This window comes from Heliomicrobium modesticaldum Ice1 (assembly GCF_000019165.1).
GTDB lineage: Bacteria > Bacillota > Desulfitobacteriia > Heliobacteriales > Heliobacteriaceae > Heliomicrobium > Heliomicrobium modesticaldum.
On sequence record NC_010337.2, the window covers coordinates 1,431,217 to 1,451,772 of the forward strand.

The window sequence follows — 20,556 nt, forward strand, 5'->3', positions numbered from 1 at the left end:
CTTATGGTGGCGCATCCCTGCTAAAGGAGGATCTGAGGCTGAAAAAAACCGATTTGGCGCTTTATGGATTTTATGAGGGGGAAGGAGGTTCCCGATCAAGGAGCGGGAACATGAGCAAAAACACCTTCGCCCGCCATGGAATAAAACCCAAAAAAGAAGGATGAAAGTGTATACTGGCAAAAAGAGTGGGAAATAATTAATTTCGGGAGCTAAACCAGCTAAATGGCCGATCGTGGTGTTTGCATCACTTTGGGCGGCTCCCTATTATAGTACTTGGGTGTTAGCACTCGCTACCGGTGAGTGCTAACAAACTAAGACGATGCAAGCAATCTGAAGGAGGGTACCGTTTCGTATGAACATCAAACCTTTGGCTGATCGGGTCGTGTTGAAGCCCATCGAGGCGGAAGAAAAAACAGCCTTTGGCATCATCGTGCCGGACACCGCCAAAGAAAAACCCCAGCAAGGTGAAGTCGTGGCTGTGGGCATCGGCCGTCTGCTCGACAACGGCGAGCGGGCCGCTCTGGAAGTGGCCGTCGGCGACCGGGTCATCTACAGCAAATACTCGGGCACCGAGATCAAGATCGAAGGTAAAGAGTACCTGATCCTCAACGAACGCGACATCCTGGCTAAGCTGTAATCGCTTGACCGAATCGAGGCGTTTCCATTACTTATAAGAAGCCAGTCCAGTACGAACAGCCTTTAAGCTGGATAAAAAGAACCATCCCTGCCCTATGCAATCCGTCCCCGCCCGCGCCGGAGAAAATCCGACCTTACAGGCGGGAAGTTGTTAAGGAGGTAGACAACCTATGGCCAAAATGATCGTCTTCAACGAAGAAGCCCGCCGCGCCCTGGAAAAAGGCGTCAACACCCTGGCGGAAGCCGTTCGTGTCACCCTCGGGCCCAAAGGCCGCAATGTCGTTCTGGAGAAAAAATTCGGCTCTCCCCTGATCACCAATGATGGTGTCACCATCGCCAAAGAGATCGAGCTGGAAAACCCCATTGAAAACATGGGCGCCCAACTCGTCAAAGAAGTGGCTACCAAGACCAACGACGTTGCTGGTGACGGTACCACCACTGCTACCATCCTGGCGCAGGCCATCATCCGGGAAGGCATGAAAAACGTCGCCGCCGGCGCCAACCCCATGGTGTTGAAGCGGGGGATTGAGAAGGCTGTTGAGAAGGCCGTCGCCGAGATCAAAGCCATCGCCAAGCCCGTCGAGAGCAAAGAAGCCATCGCCCAGGTAGCGGCCATCTCCGCTGGTGACGCCACCATCGGCAACCTGATCGCAGAAGCCATGGAGAAAGTCGGCAAAGACGGCGTCATCACCGTTGAAGAATCCAAAGGCTTCACCACCGACCTGGAAGTTGTCGAAGGCATGAACTTTGACCGCGGTTACATCTCCCCCTACATGATCACCGACCCCGACAAGATGGAGGCCGTTCTCAACGACCCCTACATCTTGATCACCGACAAGAAAATCTCCTCCGTCAAGGACATCCTGCCCGTTCTCGAGCGTGTCGTCCAAAGCGGCAAGCAGATGGTGATCATTGCCGAAGACGTAGAAGGCGAAGCCCTGGCGACGCTGGTCGTCAACAAGCTGCGCGGCACCTTCACCTGTGTCGCCGTCAAAGCCCCCGGCTTCGGCGATCGCCGCAAAGCCATGCTGGAAGACATTGCGATCCTCACAGGTGGCCGTGTCGTCTCTGAAGAAGTCGGCATCAAGCTCGATAGCGCCACCATCGACATGCTGGGCCGCGCCCGTCAGGTCCGCATCAAAAAAGAAGAGACCATCATCGTCGACGGCGCCGGCCGTGCCGATGACATCAAGGCGCGCATCGCCCAGATCCGCCGTCAACATGAAGAGTCCACCTCTGAGTTCGACAAAGAGAAACTGCAAGAGCGCTTGGCCAAACTGGCTGGCGGCGTCGCCGTCATCCAAGTCGGCGCTGCGACCGAGACCGAGCTGAAAGACAAGAAGCTGCGCATCGAAGATGCCCTGAACGCCACCCGCGCCGCTGTTGAAGAAGGCATCGTCCCCGGCGGCGGTACCGCGCTGGTCAGCATTCAGAAAGCCCTGGACAACGTGGAGACGCCCGCTGGCGACGAAGCGACTGGTGTGGCCATCATCCGCCGCGCCCTGGAAGAACCTCTCCGTCAGATCGCTAACAACGCCGGTTACGAAGGCTCTGTCGTTGTTGAGAAGGTCAAGTCCCTGCCCGTCGGCCAAGGCTTCAACGCCGCCACCGAAGTGTATGAAGACATGATCGCCGCCGGCATCGTCGACCCCGCCAAGGTGACCCGTTCGGCCTTGCAAAACGCTGCCTCCATCGCCGCCATGCTGCTGACGACGGAAGCCATCGTGGCCGACAAGCCGGAGAAGAAAGACGCACCTGCCATGTCCCCCGGAATGGGCGGCATGGACATGGGGATGTAAGACCTGCCGCAAGGTCAGGCCTTTCTCCCGCCGTTTCCACCGTGACAGACACAAGGATAGGTACAGGATTGACAGCCAGAAAAAGCGTAACCAAAAAGGCTGCCGGCGAAAGTCGGCAGCCTTTTTGGTGGTGGCACAGATGAATACAGCCGATGATGCTGTCTGCAGATCGATCATATTTCGCGGGTCAACTGCGGTCTTCCCCCGATGCCGTCTGCATAAGATCTGGCAGGAAGGGGGGGTACCGTGCGTTCGGTGTGGATGATCGTGGGCAAGCATCCCCGGCTATGGGTGACCGCCGTCCTGGCCCTGTCCGCCGTTCTGATCTACGCAGGCATCGACCGGCTGCTGGAGGATCGGACTGTACAATCCTTTTCCGGGGCGATCCAGGACAAGGTTGTTGCCATCGATCCCGGCCATGGCGGGGAAGACGGCGGCGCCAAAGGGACGCGGGGAACCCAGGAGAAGGTCATCAACCTGCAGATCGCCAAAAAAGTCGTCGACCAGTTGAATCAGGCAGGCGGCAAAGCGATCCTCACCCGCGAGACAGAAGCCAATCTCAGCGTCGGTCAATGGAGTCAGCGGAGCGAATTGACGAAGCGCGTGGAAAAGGCCCAGGCGGCCAATGCCCTCGTCTATGTATCGATTCATGCCAACAGTTTCCCCCTGGCGCCGTCCTGTTCAGGCCCGCAGGTCTTTTACCAGCCGGGCTCGGCGGAAGGGAAACGTCTGGCCCTGCACATCCAAAAAGAAATGACCAAGCGGGTCGGCAACAAGGACAAGCGGCAGGCGAAGGCCGAAGACTACTTCGTCTTGCGCATGACCAAATGCCCGGCGGTGATGGTGGAGACCGGCTTTTTGTCCAATGCGGCCGAAGAAGCGTTGCTCATCAAAGACGATTACCAGGATAAACTGGCCCAGGGCATCGCCGCCGGCATCGCCCGCTACCTGGGCGGGGAACCGGCGGAGGAGCCGAAAGACGCCGCGAGCGATGCGCCTGGCGGTTTCATCCCCGAGGTCGACCGCGCCCTGTCGCCGGGGACGTTCGATTCGTGAGAGAGAGGACCCGACATAACGAAGAGGCCCTGCAGCCGGGAATCACAGGGGATGCAGGGCTTTTGCTGTGTTTAATAAATAGAGACAGCTGGCTTTGTCGAAGAAGATTGATTAAAATAGTGACAATAAGACGCCCATACCGTTAGTACGGCACCATCAGCGGAATGAAAAGGATCAATTTTCTGGATAGAAAAAAGGAATTTGCCGATTGAATGGAGAATGATTATCGATATCAACATTGTCGAGGGGTCTTTTTATGGAACACGTGCAAGACTCCATCCGCAGGTACGAAGAGCGGGAAGCCCAACTGAAACGCTTCATTCAGGTGCTGCAGGAAAACGAGAACCGCTATATGACGATCCTCAATTCCCTGCCCATCTTGTTGGTGGTTTTGGACGCGAGCGGGTACATCACCTTTGTCAACCAGGAGTGGGAGCGCCATTCCATTGAGAACGACATCTCCGATCCTTCGTTGGCTGGCGTCGGGATCAACTACCTGAAAATCTGTCGTTCCGCCATCGATCAGGGATGCGATGATGTGCGCCCCGTTTATGAAGGCATCCTGTCCGTCCTGGAGGGAAAAGAGCAGTCTTTTACTCATGAATACCTTTGCAGCTCGCCGACCGGATGCAACAGGTTTCAGATGATCGTCACGCCTGTGCGCGATGGAAAGGGCGGCGTCATCATCATGCACCTGGAGAAGCAGTGACCGGGGGAGAGCGAGACAGTGTAGCCGCAATCCCCAAAACATCTTGCCAGCCCCGAAGAGGGAAAGGCAGTTTTTTGTACCCTCGCGGCCCTGCGGCTCTTGTCGGCAGAGGGACGCCGCTCATTCGAAGGACCGCTTACTCCTGCCAGCGGATAAAGGCGGGGCAAGTGAAAACAATACATTGGACTGGATTTGCGGTACAATAGAGCAGAGGGGTTTTTAGGGACAGAAAGGCCCTTTTCGAGGTAACCGCTTGGGAGGTGTTCCCATGACTGTCGTCTTTGGCGGGGTGGCGCCTCACCCGCCGATCATCGTGCCTGCCGTGGGCGGCCGCAGCCTGCCCCGCGTCCAGAAGACCGTCGATGCCATGCGGGCATGGGCGAAGGCGTGTCTGGAGCAGGACCCGGAAACGGTGATCATCATCAGCCCCCATGGCCCCGTCTTTCAAGACGCCATCGCCGTCACGGCTTTTCCGCGTCTGAAAGGTGACTTGGCCCGGTTCAACGCCCCAGAGGTGAAGGCCGATGTGGAGAACGACCTGCCCCTGGTGTCGTCCATCATCGCCCAGGCCAAGCGCCGCGGCGTCAGCGTCGCCGTGATAGACGAAAGCCTGGCGAAACGGTTTTCGATTGAACAGGAACTTGATCACGGCACCATGGTGCCGTTCTATTTCCTCAGGGAGGCTGGCTTTAGCGGCAAGGTCGTTCCCATCGCCATGGCCCTACTTCCCCGGGAAGAACTCTTCCGCTTCGGCATCGCCCTGCGCGAGGCCATAGATGAGTCGCCCCGCCGTGTCGCCTTGATCGCGTCGAGCGACCTGTCTCACCGCCTGACTGAGGATGCGCCGGCAGGCCAGGCTTTTGACAAGGCCATCGAGCGCGCCTTCGGGCTCTGGGAGCTGGACGATTTGCTGAATATAGACGAGAGTCTCTGCGAAAAAGCGGGAGAGTGCGGCTACCGGTCATTGCTGATGATGGCCGGCGCTTTTGACCGGCCTGGAACAAAGAGCCGCATCTACAGCTATGAAGGTCCCTTTGGCGTCGGATACCTCGTCGGTTCCGTCACCGGCGGGGAAGAGGCAGGTGAAGGAACCGTAATGGGGGAAGGGCGCCTCTCCCGTTATATTCAGGAACGGCGCGCGCAGATTGAAAAGTCTCGCGCCGGAGAATCGGTCATCGTCCGTTTTGCCCGGCAGACCTTGGAGGCCCACGTCTGCAAGAAGCCGCTGCCGCCGATCCCGGCAGAGCTGGCCGATGCCGACCCCGCCGGCGTCTTTGTTTCCATCAAAAGGCAGGGGCGGTTGCGGGGTTGCATCGGCACCATCTCCCCGACGCAAGAGAGCCTAGGCGAGGAGATTCGTCAGAACGCCATCAGCGCCGGCACGGAGGATCGGCGCTTTTTCCCTGTCGAGGAGGACGAACTGGATGAGCTCGTCTACTCCGTCGACGTGCTCATGCCCGAAGAGCCTGTGGCGTCGATGAAGGACCTCGATCCGCAGCGCTACGGCGTCATCGTCCGCTCGGGCCGCCAGCAGGGGCTATTGCTGCCCATGCTCGATGGCGTTGACACGGCGGAGGAGCAGGTGAGCATCGCCCGGCAGAAAGCCGGCATCCCGGCGGGAAAAGACGTTGCCTTATCCCGTTTTGAAGTCGTGCGGTACCGGTGACGGCAAAAAAGCGGGCAGATCCGGCGCGATTTTCTGTAGCCGGTCATTTTTTTGCCAAAAAAGTTGCATCTTTTTGCTGAAAAGGGTATGTATAAGGTGGGCGTCTCCCTTCGGCAGCTGTACATAAGGAGGGAAACGAATTGTTGCGGGAAGCCATGTACTATGAAGCCGACCCGCCCAAGATCCGCTGTGTTCTCTGTCCCTGGCACTGTCACATCCCAGAGGGGAAAGTGGGCATCTGCCGCGTGCGGATGAACGAACAGGGGAGCTTATACAGCCTCAACTACGGCAAAGTGACCGGCATCAGCCTCGATCCCATCGAAAAAAAGCCGCTGCGCTGTTTTCACCCTGGGAGCATGATCCTCTCCTTAGGCACGTTGGGCTGCAACTTTGACTGCGGCTTCTGCCAGAACTACCATATCGCCCAGCGGGACGCCGACTCGCGGGAGATCAGCCCCGACGAGGCCGTCGCCCTGGCCGAAGAGACGAAGGCCTACGGCAACATCGGCATCGCCTACACCTATTCAGAGCCGAGCGTCTGGTTTGAATACATCTATGACACAGCCCCCAAGGTCCGGGCGGCGGGGCTGAAAAACGTCCTTGTCACCAACGGCTACATTGAAGAGGCGCCGCTCAAGGCGCTGCTGCCTTACATCGACGCCGTCAACCTGGACATCAAAGGCTTTAGGGAAGATTACTACGCCTGCGTCTGCAAGGGGCGCCTCGAACCGGTGCTGCGTTCGGCGCGGCTGTACAAAGCCGCCTGCCACCTGGAGATTACCACCCTCGTCGTGCCAGGCCAAAACGACAGCGATGAGGAGCTGACCAGCCTCTTCGACTGGGTGGCCGATGAGCTGGGCCGAGACACGCCCTTGCACCTCAGCCGATACTACCCGATGTACCGCTTCACCGAGCGCCCCACCCCAAGGGATACGTTGGAACGAGCGGCTGAACTGGCTCGCAGGCGTCTTCACAGGGTCTTTCTCGGGAACATCTGACGGCGGCTTCTGAGGCCTTCTCGGCATCACAGCACCCTATCGACTACACCTATCGACAACAGGCATTTTAATGAAACACTGCAGGTTGTATGGAAAGGATAACAAGCATGCAGCAACAGCGTACATCCCGTGTTTCCCCCTTGACGGCCGACCTGATCCTGCTCTCTGTGGCGGCCGTCTGGGGGGGCACTTTTGTGGCCGTCAAAGAGGCTATCGCCTTCATGCCCCCCTATACCTTCTTGGCCATCCGTTTTTTTATCGCCGGACTCTTTCTCGCCGCCATCGCCGGGCGGCGCTGGCAACGCCTGACCGGCGCTGCCGTCCGCCACAGCTTCATGCTCGGCGCCTGCCTCTTCGGCGGTTACGCCTTGCAGACCATCGGCCTCCAGTACACCACATCGTCCCATGCCGGCTTTATCACCGGAATGTCTGTCGTCCTGGTGCCCCTCGTCGGCTGGCTCGTCCATAAACAGGCCCCCCGCAGCGGTGTCCTCGCCGGCGTCGCCATGGCCGTCACCGGATTGGGCTTGCTCACCCTGACCGACGACCTGACTGTCAATCCGGGCGACTTGCTCGTCCTGGGCTGCGCCTTTTGTTTCGGTCTACACATCTTCCTCGTCGGCCAGGTCACTCATCGCCATGACCCGATGCTGCTCTCGATCATGCAGATCATCGCCGTCGGCATCGCCTGCACCGCCTTTTCCTGCTTTTTCGATCCGCCGCTGGCCTACGACCAGTTTCGAAGCGAGGTATGGACGGCCCTCGCCTTGACGGCCATCCCGGCCACCTCGCTGGCATTCCTGGCTCAGATGTATTTTCAAAAGTTCACGACGGCCACCAGGACGGCGCTCATCTTTGCCACCGAGCCTGTCTTCGCCCTCCTCTTCGGCATCGCCCTCGCCGGCGAGACGCTCACCCTGCGGGGCGCCTTCGGCGGCATCCTCGTCATGGCCGGGATCGTCGTCGCCGAGATGGTCGGCGCTGGGGAGTCCGAAGAGGTCGAACAGGACGCTGCATGCGACGGCGTGGACGGTAGGGCGGCGTAAGGCAGGGCCATCGCCTTCGAAGACTGAAAATAGCGACAAAGTATCGAAGACTTGGATAGTCTCGAAAAGGAAGAACGATGAAAACAGGATTGAATGATTATACAAGGAACTGTATAATCATTCTTGTATTATGCATGACGATAAGGAGGTCGGCCGAACAATGATTCGAGCAGCGATTGTGGGCGCCACCGGGTATACAGGCGCAGAACTGGTGCGTCTCTTGGCCCGGCACCGGGAAGTGGAACTGGTCGGACTGACCTCCCGCCAATATGCGGATCAACCCTATGCCAACGTCTATCCTCACCTGAGCGGTCAAGTAGACTTGGCCTGCCAGAGCCAGGACATCGACCACATCACCGACATGGCCGATGTGGTTTTTCTGGCCTTGCCCCACGGCTTGTCCGTCCCTTGGGTGGCCGAGTGCGTCCGCAAAGGCAAAAAGGTCGTCGACCTGGGCGCCGATTTCCGCCTGCGCCGCGCCGCCGTCTACGAACAGTGGTACCATGTTACCCACGAGGCGCCGGAACTGCTGGCTGAGGCCGTCTACGGGCTGCCGGAATTGAAGCGGGAGCAGATCCAGAAGGCCCGCATCATCGCCAACCCCGGCTGCTACCCGACCGCCTCCCTCTTGAGTATCGCCCCCCTCTGCGGCCAAGGCCTGATCCGCGAAGACCGGCTGATCATCGATGCCAAGTCGGGTGTCTCCGGCGCCGGCCGCAACGCCAACCTGGCCATCATCTACGGCGAAGTCAACGAGAACGTGAAAGCCTACAACGTGGCCAAACACCGCCACAACCCTGAGATCGAACAGGAGGTGGCCGAGCGGGCGGGCCTTGACCCGGACGCCATGGCCATCACCTTCACGCCTCACCTGATGCCGATGACGCGGGGCATCCTCACCACCGTTTACGCCGACTTAAAAGAAGGCGTCCAGCCCACCTCGGAAGAGGTGCGCAATCTCTACCGCCAGTTCTACGCCGGCGAGCCCTTCATCCACGTCATGGACGAAGGCGTCTGGCCGCAGACAAAGTGGTCCTACGGCTCCAACCACGCCTACATCGGCTTGACCGTAGAGGCGCGGACCGGCCGCGTCATCATCACCACCGCCATCGACAACCTGGTCAAGGGTGCTTCCGGCCAGGCCATCCAGAACATGAACATCCTCTTCGGCCTGCCCGAGACGACAGGCATTGAGGCGGCGGGGATTTATCCCTAAAAAAACTGAACCGGCGATAGAGACAGGAGCGACGATTATGCAACAGCAGATAGCCATACTCCCCGGCAATGTGACCTCGCCTAAGGGCTTTCAGGCCGCCGGCGTCCCGGCCGGCATCAAAAAACCGGGTGTCCTCGACATGGCCCTCATCGTCAGCGACACCCCCGCGACTGCCGCCGCCGTCTACACGACCAACAAGGTCCAAGCGGCGCCTTTGCAGGTGACGAAGGAACATATCGCCGCCGGCCCCCTCAGGGCTGTCGTCGTCAACGCCGGCAACGCCAACGCCTGCACAGGGGAACAGGGCCTCGCCGACGCCCGCGCCACCACCGCCCACGTAGCCAAAGCGCTGGGCATCACCGCTGAAGCGGTGGCCGTCGCCTCCACCGGCGTCATCGGCCAGCCCCTGCCCATGGCGAAGCTCCTCGCCGGCGTCGACGCCCTCGCCGCCGCGCTCACCACGGAAGGCGGAGAGCAGGCCGCCCAAGCGATCATGACCACTGACCTCGTTCCCAAAACGGGCAAGGTCGAGATCACCCTCGGCGGCCAGACGGTCACGATCGGCGCCATGGCCAAAGGCTCCGGCATGATCCACCCGAACATGGCCACCATGCTCGCCTTCTACACGACCGACGCAGCCATCGCCCCGGCGCTGTTGCAACAAGCCCTCAGCGCCGCCACGCAGGTCTCCTATAACATGCTCTCTGTCGATGGCGACACCTCGACGAACGATATGGCCGTCATTCTCGCCAACGGACAGAGCGGCGCCCCGACCATCGAGACCGAAGGCTCCGACTACGCTGCCTTCACCGCCGCCCTGACGGCCCTCTCCATTCATCTGGCCAAGATGATCGCCCGCGACGGGGAAGGGGCCACCAAATTGATCGAAGCCCGCGTCGAAGGGGCGGCCACCGCCGAAGACGCCCGCAAAGCGGCCCTGGCGATCATCAAGTCGAACCTCTTCAAGTGCGCCGTCTACGGCAACGACGCCAACTGGGGCCGCATCATGTGCGCCATCGGCTACTCCGGCGCCAACGTCGACCCGGCCAAAGTGGATATCTTCCTCGGCCCCGTTCAGACGGCCCGCCAAGGCATGGCCCTTCCTTTTTCCGAAGAGGAAGCCTCGAAGGCCCTCGCCGCTGAGGAGGTCGTCGTCACCGTTCGCCTGAACGACGGCGACGCCAGCGCCACCGCCTGGGGCTGCGACCTTACCTATGACTACGTGAAGATCAACGCTGACTACCGAAGTTAATTGCGACAGAAACAGGATAGAAAGCCGAGTCAAAAGCAGAGAGCAAACCGTAGCCCAATAAAGAGCCGCATAATCAAGCGCCCCAAAACCTTCATGACCTGTCGGGTCGCAAGCGATGATGAAAATATCGTTTCATAAAGCAGACACCGTCGACTCTGATCGCCTATAGGGGAGAGACACCGTTGCTGAAAGCGTTAGAGAAAGCGGGCATCCTCGTCGAAGCCCTGCCCTACATCAAAAAATTCTCCGGCAAGACCGTCGTCATCAAATACGGCGGCGCCGCCATGGTCAACGACCAACTCAAAGAAGCCGTCATCATGGACGTCATCTTGATGAAGCTCGTCGGCATCCACCCCGTCGTCGTCCACGGCGGCGGCCCCGAGATCAACGGCATGCTCGACCGCCTCGGCCTGAAGAGCCACTTCATCCAGGGGCTGCGCGTCACCGACGAATCCACCATGGAAGTCGTCGAGATGGTCCTGGCCGGCAAAGTCAACAAAGAGATCGTCGCCCTGATCCAGCGCTTTGGCGGCAAGGCTGTCGGCCTCTGCGGCAAAGATGGCGGCCTGATCCAGGCGAAAAAGCGCTTCGAACTCGTCAAAAACGAAGGCGGCGCGCGGGTGCCCACCGACATCGGTTTTGTGGGCGACGTGGTCAAGATCGAGCCCGGCCTCGTCCGCGAACTGGCCGACCGGGGCTACATCCCCGTCATCGCGCCCATCGGCGTCGGCGAAAAGGGCGAGTCCTACAACATCAACGCCGACACAGCCGCCGGCGAACTGGCTCAGGCGCTTAAAGCCGACAAACTGGTCCTGCTCACCGACGTGGAAGGCATCCTGCGCGATCGCAAAGACCCATCGAGCCTCATCTCGTCGCTGCGCATCGACGATGTGCCTGCCCTGGTGGAAGAAGGCGTCATCAGCGGCGGCATGATCCCTAAGGTCGCCTGCTGCGTCGAGGCGCTCCAGGGCGGCGTTGGCCAGACCCACATCATCGACGGCCGTCTGCCCCACTCGCTCCTGCTGGAGGTTTTCACTGACAAGGGGATCGGCACGATGGTGCTCAAATAGAAAATGGAACAGGGAAAACAAAGGCGAGCAAAGAACAGGCAAAAGCGCCGCTGATATCAGACATGGGACAAAAGAACACTGTGCGACAGAATCATGCGATAGCGACCTTTTTACGGTACAAATGATATGAAGAAACGGGGGACGGCGGTGACCGGGACGATGAACAACGCCCAGATCGTCGAACTGGGGAAAAAATATGTGATGAACACCTACGGCAGATTGCCTATCTCGCTGGTGAAAGGGCAGGGCGCCCGCCTATGGGACGCCGATGGCCGGGAGTACCTGGACTTCCTGGCAGGATTGGCCGTCAACTCGCTCGGCCACTGCCACCCGAAGGTCGTCGACGCCCTCCAACAGCAGGCGGCGACGCTGCTGCACGTATCCAACCTCTACTGGATCGAGCCACAAGTCCAGCTCGCCCAGGTGCTCGTCGAAAACTCTTTCGCCGACAAGGTTTTTTTCTGCAACTCCGGCGCCGAAGCCAACGAAGGCGCCATCAAACTGGCCCGCAAATATGCCAAAAAGACTTGGGGCTCCGACAAATACGAGATCATCACCATGGAAAAATCCTTCCACGGCCGCACCCTGGCCACCGTCACCGCCACGGCCCAGCCGAAATACCAGAAAGACTACGAGCCGTTGCCTCAGGGCTTCCGCTACGTCCCCTTCGGTGACCTGAAGGCCCTGGAAAGAGCGATTAGCCCGCACACCTGCGCCATCCTCGTCGAGCCCGTCCAGGGCGAAGGCGGCGTCAACCTGGCCGAACCGTCCTTCTGGCAGGGCCTCGCCAAGCTGGCCGCAGCGAATAAGCTGCTCCTGATTTTCGATGAAGTCCAGTGCGGCCTCGGTCGGACCGGTAAACTCTTCGCCCACGAGCACTACGGCGTCACGCCCCACATCATGACCCTGGCCAAAGCCCTCGCCGGCGGCGCCCCCATGGGCGCGCTCCTCGCTACCGATGACGTGGCCAATGCCTTCCAGCCGGGCGATCACGCCTCCACCTTCGGCGGCAATCCCCTCGTCGCCGCCGCCGCCGTCGCTGTCATGGACGTCCTCCTCAACGACGGCCTCATGGACAACTGCCGCGAGATGGCCGCCTACTTTATGGGACACCTGCGCCGCCTCCAGGAGAAATACCCCTTTATCACGGAGGTGCGCGGCCTCGGCCTGATGGTCGCCTGCGAACTCGACCGCCCCGGTGCCGACATCGTTGCCAACTGTCTGGAAAAGGGCCTGATCATCAACTGCACCGCCGGCAACGTGCTGCGCTTCCTGCCGCCGCTGATCATCAACAAGGCCGATGTCGACGAGGCCGTCGCCGTCCTTGAGGAAGTCCTCGCGAGTGTCGTCGCTGCTGACGCCGCCAACGCTGCCAGCGTTGCCGACGCAGCCAGCAAAGCGAACACCTTCAGCGCGGCCACCGCCAAGCTGGTCCCCACAGGAGGTCAATCACAATGACAGCAGTAAAACCGGCCGCCGCCTACCTCCTGCTGGAAGACGGGACCCTGTTCAAAGGGATCCCCTTCGGCTACCGGGGGAGCAGCACCGGCGAGGTCGTCTTCAACACCGGCATGACCGGTTACCAAGAGGTCCTCACCGATCCCTCCTACGCCGGCCAGATCGTCACCATGACCTACCCCCTCATCGGCAACTACGGCATCAACGCAGGCGACGCCGAATCGGCGAAACCCCAGGTGCGCGGCTACATCGTCCGCGAAGCCTGCGCCCGCCCCTCCAACTACCGCTCCGAAAAAACGCTCGACCACTACCTGGCCCAGCACCGCATCCCCGGCCTGGCCGGCATCGATACGCGTTCCCTGACCCGGCGCATCCGCGAGCATGGCACCCTGCGGGGGGCCATCATCAATGGCGCCAACAGCCTTAGCAACGGGCAAGCCCTGAACGGCACGAACGGTTCTGCCAGCGTGAAAGGCTTTAACAGCGCGAACGACCGCTATGGCATGAGCAGCGCCGATGCCGCTCCTTGGGAGGGCGAAGCCCTCGCCAACCTGCGCACCGGCGCCCGCACCTCCCTGGAAGCCATCTTCGCCCAGATGGACGAAGCGAGCTACACCTGCTGGATCGAATACCTCACCGCCGTCCGCAACCTACCTGTCGCTGGCCCCCATCTGGTGAGCTCCGTCACCACGCCCCAAGCCTACGTCATCCCCGGCGACGGCTTCCGCGTGGCCGTCCTCGACTTCGGCATCAAAGAAAACATCCTGCGCATGCTCAAGGCCCTCGACTGCCACCTGATGGTTTTCCCGGCCCACGCACCAGCAGAAGAGATCGGCGCCGCTAACCCCGACGGCCTCTTCCTCAGCAACGGCCCTGGTGACCCGAAAGACGTCGCCCCGGCCATCGAGACGATCAGCCACTTCCTGCGTCCGGGAACGACCGCCCGACCGCTGCCCATCTTCGGCATCTGCCTCGGCCACCAGCTCCTCGGCTTGGCCGCCGGCGCCGACACGTACAAGCTCAAATTCGGCCACCGGGGCGCCAACCACCCCGTCAAGGACCTGCGCACCGGCCGCGTCTTCATCACCTCCCAGAACCACGGCTACGCCATCGACGAAAACACCCTCCCGAAGGGCTTCACCGTCAGCCACCGCAACGGCAACGACGACACCGTCGAGGGATTGCGCCACCAGCACCTGCCCCTTTACTCGGTGCAGTACCACCCGGAGGCCGCCCCCGGTCCGCATGACTCGGCCTTTCTCTTTGACGAGTTTATCGCCAACATGCAGCAGCGCGTCGAAAAAGCCACGGCCTAAAGCGAAGTGCACCCGCCGGCGACGCACAACCGCCGGCCTACCCTAAAGCCCCTGACCTAAGGAGGAACAGCCTTTGCCGAAAGACCAGAAGTTGAAAAAAGTCCTCGTCATCGGTTCGGGGCCCATCATCATCGGCCAGGCGGCGGAATTCGACTATGCAGGTACCCAAGCCTGCAAAGCCCTGAAAGAAGAGGGCATCGAAGTCGTCCTGGTCAACTCCAACCCGGCCACGATCATGACCGACGCCAACATGGCCGATCATGTCTACATCGAACCGCTTGACGTACCCTCGCTGACCAAGATCATCGCCCAGGAACGGCCCGACGGCCTGCTGCCCACCCTGGGCGGCCAGACCGGACTCAACCTGGCTGTCGCCCTGTCCCAGGCCGGCGTCCTCGACCAGTACAATGTGCGCCTCCTCGGCACCTCCCTGGAGACGATCAAAAAAGCCGAGGACCGGGAGCTCTTCAAAAAGACGATGCAGGAGATCGGCGAGCCGATCCCCCTTTCCGAGATCGTCTCCAACCTTGACCAGGCGGTGGCCTTCGCCCGCCAGGCCGGCTTCCCCCTGATCATCCGGCCCGCCTACACCCTCGGCGGCACCGGCGGCGGCATCGCCCACACCGAGGCGGAACTGCTCACCATCTGCGACAGGGGCCTGAAAAAATCCATGATCGGCCAGGTGCTCCTCGAACAGAGCGTCGCCGGCTGGAAAGAGATCGAGTACGAGGTCATGCGCGACAGCAACGACAACTGCATCACCATCTGCAACATGGAAAACCTCGACCCTGTCGGCATCCACACGGGCGACTCCATCGTCGTCGCCCCCTCGCAGACCCTCACCGACAAGGAATACCAGATGCTGCGCTCGGCGTCCTTGAAGATCATCCGCGCCCTCAAGGTAGAGGGGGGCTGCAACGTCCAGTTCGCCCTCCATCCCGAGAGCGACAGCTATATCGTCATCGAGGTCAACCCTCGGGTGAGTCGCTCGTCGGCGCTGGCCTCCAAGGCTACCGGCTACCCCATTGCCAAGATGGCCGCCAAGATCGCCATCGGCCTCACCCTCGATGAGATCAAAAACCCCGTCACCGGCAAGACGACGGCCTGTTTTGAGCCGACCCTCGACTACTGCGTCGTCAAGATCCCCCGCTGGCCCTTTGACAAATTCGTCACCGCCGACCGCAGCCTGACGACACAGATGAAGGCCACCGGCGAGGTCATGGCCATCGACCGCACCTTTGAAGGCGCCTTGCAAAAAGCCGTCCGCTCCCTCGAAACTGGCGTCTACGGCCTCCGCTATCCCGGCGCCGGCGAGTGGACCGATATCGACCTCGAAAACAAACTGGCCCGCGCCGACGATGAGCGCCTCTTCGCCGTCGCCCAGGCCTTTCGGCGCGATTGGTCCGTAAGGGAGATCCATCAGGTCTCCAAGATCGACCCCTGGTTCCTGGTGAAGATCAAGCGCCTCGTCGACTTCGAAGCCCGCCTCGCCCAGTGGCCTGTCGCCGACGAGACCTTGCGCGAGGCGAAGACCCTCGGCTTTTCCGACTACCAGATCGCCAAGATCGCCAACATCTCCACCCAGACCGTCCGGGAGGCCCGCAAAGCGGCTGGCATCCTGCCCACCTACAAGATGGTTGACACCTGTGCCGCCGAGTTTGAGGCCCTGACGCCCTACTACTATTCCACCTACGAGGAGGAAGACGAGGTCCGCGAGACGACCGGTGAAAAGGTGATCGTCCTTGGCTCCGGCCCGATCCGCATCGGCCAGGGCATCGAGTTCGACTACTGCTCCGTCCACGCCGCCTGGGCGCTCCACAGCGCCGGCGTCGAATCGATCATCATCAATAACAATCCCGAGACAGTCTCCACCGATTTTGACACGGCCGATAAGCTCTTCTTCGAGCCTTTGGCCTTGGAGGACGTCCTCAACATCGTCGACAAGGAAAAACCGCGCGGCGTCGTTGTCCAGTTCGGCGGACAGACAGCCATCAACCTGGCGGCAGGCCTTCACGAGCACGGCGTCCCCATCCTGGGCACCTCCTTGGAGGGCATCGATGCCGCTGAAGACCGCAAAAAATTCGAGGCCTTGTTAAAGCGCCTCGGCATCCCTCAGTCGGAAGGCCGTTCCGCCACCAGTGCCGACGAGGCTAAGGCCATCGCCGAAGAACTGGGCTTCCCGGTCCTCGTCCGCCCCAGCTACGTCATCGGCGGCCGGGCCATGGAAGTGGTGGAAAACGTCAAAGACCTGGCATCCTACATGGAAACGGCCGTCCGCATCAGCCCGAAACACCCCATCCTGGTCGATAAATACATCCGCGGCCGTGAGGTGGAGGTCGACGCCATCAGCGACGGCAACGACACCTTGATCCCCGGCATCTTTGAACACATCGAGCGGGCCGGCGTCCACTCGGGCGACTCCATGGCCGTCTACCCGCCCCAGTCCTTGAAAAGGGAAGAGCGGGACACCATCGTCGACTACACCATGCGCATCGCCAAAGCCCTCGGCGTCATCGGCCTCTTGAACATCCAGTACGTCGTCGACGGCCAAGGCAAGGTCTACGTCCTGGAAGTGAACCCTCGGGCCTCCCGGACTGTGCCCATCCTCTCCAAAGTGACCGGCGTCCCCATGATCAAAGTGGCCGTCGAGGTCATGCTCGGCAAGACCCTGGCCCAGATGGGCTACGGCGGCGGCCTTTGGCCTGAAACAGCCTACACCATCGTCAAAGCGCCCGTCTTCTCCTTTGAAAAACTGACCGACGTAGACATCTCCTTGGGACCGGAGATGAAATCGACCGGTGAGGTCATGGGCGTCGACTTTGAACTGCCCTCGGCCCTCTACAAGGCCATGACGGCAGCCGGCATGAAGATCCCCACCGGCGGCAACCTGCTCGTCTCCGTGGCCGAGCGGGACAAAGCAGAGGTCACCGCCCTCATCCGCGAATTCGCCGACATGGGCTTCCGCATCACCGCCACGAAAGGGACGGCCGAAGCCCTGCGCGAGAGCGGTCTCGCCGTCACCGCCATCGATGCCAGCGCCTATGCGGTGCAAACCGTCCTCGACCAGATCAAAGACGGCGCCGTCCAGTTGATCATCAACACCCCCACGAGAGGCAAAGTGGCCGGCCGGGCCGGCTTCAAGATCCGCCGCGCCGCATCAGAATACCGCGTCCCCTGCCTCACCTCGCTCGACACCGCCCGGGCGCTGTTGGAGACGATCCGCATGATCCGCGAAGGCGACCCGCCGAACTTTCTTTCTATGGGCGCCTTCCAGGAGGCCAACTCGGCCGAGTGGAGCGCGCGGGTGGAGGCCCTGCGGGCTGTCTAAGGAAAAAACGCTGCTGCCAAAGAGCGACGTGTGTGACATGACGCTCTCTTAAGGTCCATCGCCTGTGACGTTACACGATTCCCTAAGGCCCAACGGGTATGACATGACGCAATCCTTGTATAGCCTGCCCCCCCAAAAGCCCCCATCCCCGATAAGCCCTGTCCCCCCGATAAGCCCTGTTCCCCCGATAAGCCCTGTTCCCCCGATAAGCCCTGTTCCCCCGATAAGCCCTGTTCCCCCGATAAGCCCTGTTCCCCCGATAAGCCCTGTTCCCCCGATAAGCCCCGGCAACGTTCCGGAACCTTGCAGGAAAGAAGGAAAAGCACCATGACCACAGCACAACTTCCCAAGCTCGATCCGACCATGAAGGGCAGGGACTTTCTCTCCCTCCACGACTTCAGCCGCGACGAGATCTTCTACTTCATCGACTTGGCTCGTCAACTGAAGGCCCTGCAAAAGGACCGCATCCCCCATCCTTACCTGGCCGGCAAGACGCTGGGCATGATCTTCACCAAAAGCTCCACGCGCACCCGCGTCTCCTTTGAGGTGGGCATGTACCAGCTCGGCGGCAACGCCCTCTTCCTAAGCTCCGCCGACATCCAACTGGGCCGGGGCGAGCCGATCAAGGACACGGCACGCGTCCTCTCCCGCTACGTCGACGGTATCATGATCCGCACCTTCGCCCATTCCGACGTGGTTGAACTGGCTCAATACGCCGACATCCCCGTCATCAACGGCCTCACCGATCTCCTGCACCCTTGCCAGGTCCTGGCCGACTTGATGACCATCGTCGAATACAAGGGCAAGACCGACGGCTTGAAGATGACCTTCATCGGCGACGGCAACAACATGGCCCACGAACTGATGTTCGGTGGCGCCAAAGCCGGTATGGACGTCGTCATCTGCACCCCCGAAGCCTACCGCCCCGAACCGGAGATCGTTCGCATCGCCACCGAAGACGCCAAAGCCCACGGCGGATCGATCACCTTGATGAGCGACCCGGTGGCAGCGTCCAAAGATGCCGACGTGCTCTACACCGACGTCTGGGCCTCCATGGGCCAAGAGGGCGAGGCCCAGGAGCGCGCCCAAGCCTTCCAAGGTTTTATGATTGATGGTACAATCATGAAAGCGGCCCACCCCAAAGCCATCGTTCTGCACTGCCTGCCGGCCCACCGGGGCGAAGAGATCACCGACGAAGTCATCGAAGGACCCCAGTCGGCCGTCTTCGACGAGGCCGAAAACCGCCTCCACGCCCAGAAGGCGATCATGGCGTCGGTGATGTAGGGGAGAAGGGGTGCCGTTGCACTTCATAAAGTAGCCAATAAATCGACCCACAAAAAAATCCATAAAAAAACCCCACAAAGAAACCCGTAAAGAAACCCCGTAAAGAAACCCGTAAAGAAACCCGCCATAAAGAAACCGATAAAGTTCCGTAAAGCTCAAAACCAACCAAACGAGAGCACCCAATAAAAGGGACGCCGATACCGTGAGAGGAGATCGAACCATGACCAAAAAAATCGTCCTGGCCTACTCAGGCGGCCTCGATACATCGATCATCATCCCTTGGCTAAAAGAGAACTACGGCTACGAAGTCATCGCCATGGCCGCCGACCTGGGCCAAGGGGAAGAACTGGCCCCCTTAAACGAAAAGGCGATCAAATCAGGCGCCACCAAGCTCTACATCGAAGACGTGAAAGAAGAGTTCGTCACCGACTTCATCTGGCCGACTTTAAAAGCCGGCGCCGTCTATGAAGGCAAATACCTCCTGGGCACCTCCTTCGCTCGTCCCCTCATCGCCAAGCGCCTCGTCGAGATCGCCCGCGCTGAAGGGGCCGAAGCCATCGCCCACGGCGCCACCGGCAAAGGCAACGACCAGGTTCGCTTTGAACTGACCGTCAAGGCCTTGGCCCCCGACCTCAAGATCGTCGCCCCCTGGCGCGAATGGGACATCCGCTCCCGCGAAGACGCCATCGACTACGCCAACGCCCGCAACATCCCCGTACCCGTCAAAAAAGACCGCCCCTACTCGATGGACCGCAACCTCTGGCACTTAAGCCACGAAGGGGCCGACCTGGAGGATCCCTGGAACGAGCCTCAGAACGACCTCTTCATGATCTGCACCGCCCCCGAACAAGCGCCGGACAAGCCGGAGTACGTAGAAATCGACTTTGCAAAGGGCATCCCCGTCAAACTGAACGGCGAGGCTCTCGGCCCCGTCGAGATGATCGAAAAGCTGAACGCCATCGCCGCCGCCCATGGCGTGGGCATCTGCGACATGGTGGAAAACCGCCTTGTCGGCATGAAGTCGCGCGGCGTCTACGAAACCCCAGCCGGCACTGTCCTCTACGCCGCCCACCGCGAACTGGAGTACCTTTGCCTCGACCGAGCCACCATGCACTACAAAGAGCAGGTTGCCCTCCGCTACGCCGAACTCGTCTATGACGGCGTCTGGTACCACCCCCTCAGAGAAGCCCTCGACGCCTTCGTCAACGTGACCCAGGAAACCGTCACCGGCACCGTGCGCATGAAGCTTTACAAGGGCAGCGTCACCCCCGCCGGCGCTAAGTCGCCCTACTCCCTCTACAACGAGGAATTCTCCACCTTCGGCCGCGACGAAGTCTACAACCAGAAGGACGCCGAAGGCTTCATCAACCTCTTCGGCCTGCCGCTGAAGGTGCGGGCGATCATGGAGCAGAAGGCGGGGCTGCGGGGGTAGGGGAAGCAGAGAACATTACTGGACTACTTCCGAAATCCAAGCCTGAGAAAAGATAACCCTGGTACGACTAAAATAGGTCGACCGGGGTTTTTTCGTCGAGACTTGAATGGGCATCATCATGGCGCATCCTTGTTTCTGTCAGTCTATCATGCACAAAAGCGCCTTAGCGGCACGTCAAGTCGCATCACAGCGCCGAAAAAGCACCCTGCTTTACCGCGAAAAAGCAGAAGGACACCAGTGCTCGTGGCATACGACACCATGCCGTCGACAGCCCCGCTTTTGACCAGAAA

The 20,556-nt window shown here is 60.5% G+C and carries 15 protein-coding genes; all 15 read left to right on the forward strand.

Annotated features, from left to right (window positions below; all coding sequences use genetic code 11):
- Positions 1-352 precede the first annotated feature (352 nt).
- Complete coding sequence (gene groES / locus HM1_RS06495) at positions 353-637, forward strand: co-chaperone GroES (RefSeq protein WP_012282514.1); 285 nt, start codon at positions 353-355, stop codon at positions 635-637.
- A 169-nt stretch (positions 638-806) separates the two neighbouring features.
- Positions 807-2,435: a chaperonin GroEL gene (gene groL, locus HM1_RS06500; protein WP_012282515.1), complete on the forward strand. Its 1,629-nt coding sequence runs from the start codon at positions 807-809 to the stop codon at positions 2,433-2,435.
- Positions 2,436-2,681: 246 nt separating this feature from the next.
- The gene (locus HM1_RS06505) at positions 2,682-3,491 is read left to right on the forward strand and encodes an N-acetylmuramoyl-L-alanine amidase family protein (protein ID WP_012282516.1); all 810 of its coding nucleotides are present in this window, start codon (positions 2,682-2,684) and stop codon (positions 3,489-3,491) included.
- Positions 3,492-3,747: 256 nt separating this feature from the next.
- On the forward strand, positions 3,748-4,200 hold the full coding sequence (locus HM1_RS06510; RefSeq protein ID WP_012282517.1) for a nitrogen regulation protein NR(II): 453 nt from the start codon (positions 3,748-3,750) through the stop codon (positions 4,198-4,200).
- Positions 4,201-4,468: 268 nt separating this feature from the next.
- Positions 4,469-5,866: an AmmeMemoRadiSam system protein A gene (gene amrA, locus HM1_RS06515; protein ID WP_012282518.1), complete on the forward strand. Its 1,398-nt coding sequence runs from the start codon at positions 4,469-4,471 to the stop codon at positions 5,864-5,866.
- Positions 5,867-6,006: 140 nt separating this feature from the next.
- Positions 6,007-6,864 (forward strand): AmmeMemoRadiSam system radical SAM enzyme, encoded by an 858-nt coding sequence (amrS, locus tag HM1_RS06520; protein WP_012282519.1) that lies wholly within the window; start codon positions 6,007-6,009, stop codon positions 6,862-6,864.
- A gap of 107 nt (positions 6,865-6,971) precedes the next feature.
- Positions 6,972-7,910: a DMT family transporter gene (locus HM1_RS06525; protein WP_041313465.1), complete on the forward strand. Its 939-nt coding sequence runs from the start codon at positions 6,972-6,974 to the stop codon at positions 7,908-7,910.
- A gap of 160 nt (positions 7,911-8,070) precedes the next feature.
- Positions 8,071-9,126, forward strand: a complete 1,056-nt coding sequence (argC, locus tag HM1_RS06530; protein WP_012282521.1) for an N-acetyl-gamma-glutamyl-phosphate reductase — start codon at positions 8,071-8,073, stop codon at positions 9,124-9,126.
- Positions 9,127-9,163: 37 nt separating this feature from the next.
- Positions 9,164-10,378 (forward strand): bifunctional glutamate N-acetyltransferase/amino-acid acetyltransferase ArgJ, encoded by a 1,215-nt coding sequence (gene argJ, locus HM1_RS06535; protein WP_012282522.1) that lies wholly within the window; start codon positions 9,164-9,166, stop codon positions 10,376-10,378.
- 182 nt (positions 10,379-10,560) lie between these two features.
- Positions 10,561-11,448, forward strand: coding sequence for an acetylglutamate kinase (gene argB / locus HM1_RS06540; protein WP_012282523.1), 888 nt, complete (start codon positions 10,561-10,563; stop codon positions 11,446-11,448).
- A 159-nt stretch (positions 11,449-11,607) separates the two neighbouring features.
- Complete coding sequence (locus HM1_RS06545; protein WP_012282524.1) at positions 11,608-12,906, forward strand: acetylornithine transaminase; 1,299 nt, start codon at positions 11,608-11,610, stop codon at positions 12,904-12,906.
- Positions 12,903-14,222 carry a carbamoyl phosphate synthase small subunit gene (locus tag HM1_RS06550; RefSeq protein ID WP_012282525.1) on the forward strand — a complete coding sequence of 440 codons (1,320 nt, stop codon included), beginning with the start codon at positions 12,903-12,905 and terminating at the stop codon, positions 14,220-14,222. Before HM1_RS06545 ends, HM1_RS06550 begins: the two co-directional genes overlap by 4 nt.
- Before the next feature lie 73 nt (positions 14,223-14,295).
- On the forward strand, positions 14,296-17,550 hold the full coding sequence (gene carB / locus HM1_RS06555) for a carbamoyl-phosphate synthase (glutamine-hydrolyzing) large subunit (protein WP_012282526.1): 3,255 nt from the start codon (positions 14,296-14,298) through the stop codon (positions 17,548-17,550).
- A 327-nt stretch (positions 17,551-17,877) separates the two neighbouring features.
- A complete protein-coding gene (gene argF, locus HM1_RS06560; RefSeq protein ID WP_012282528.1) occupies positions 17,878-18,834 on the forward strand; it encodes an ornithine carbamoyltransferase in 957 nt (318 codons plus the stop codon).
- A 220-nt stretch (positions 18,835-19,054) separates the two neighbouring features.
- On the forward strand, positions 19,055-20,266 hold the full coding sequence (locus HM1_RS06565) for an argininosuccinate synthase (protein ID WP_012282529.1): 1,212 nt from the start codon (positions 19,055-19,057) through the stop codon (positions 20,264-20,266).
- Positions 20,267-20,556: the final 290 nt, after the last annotated feature.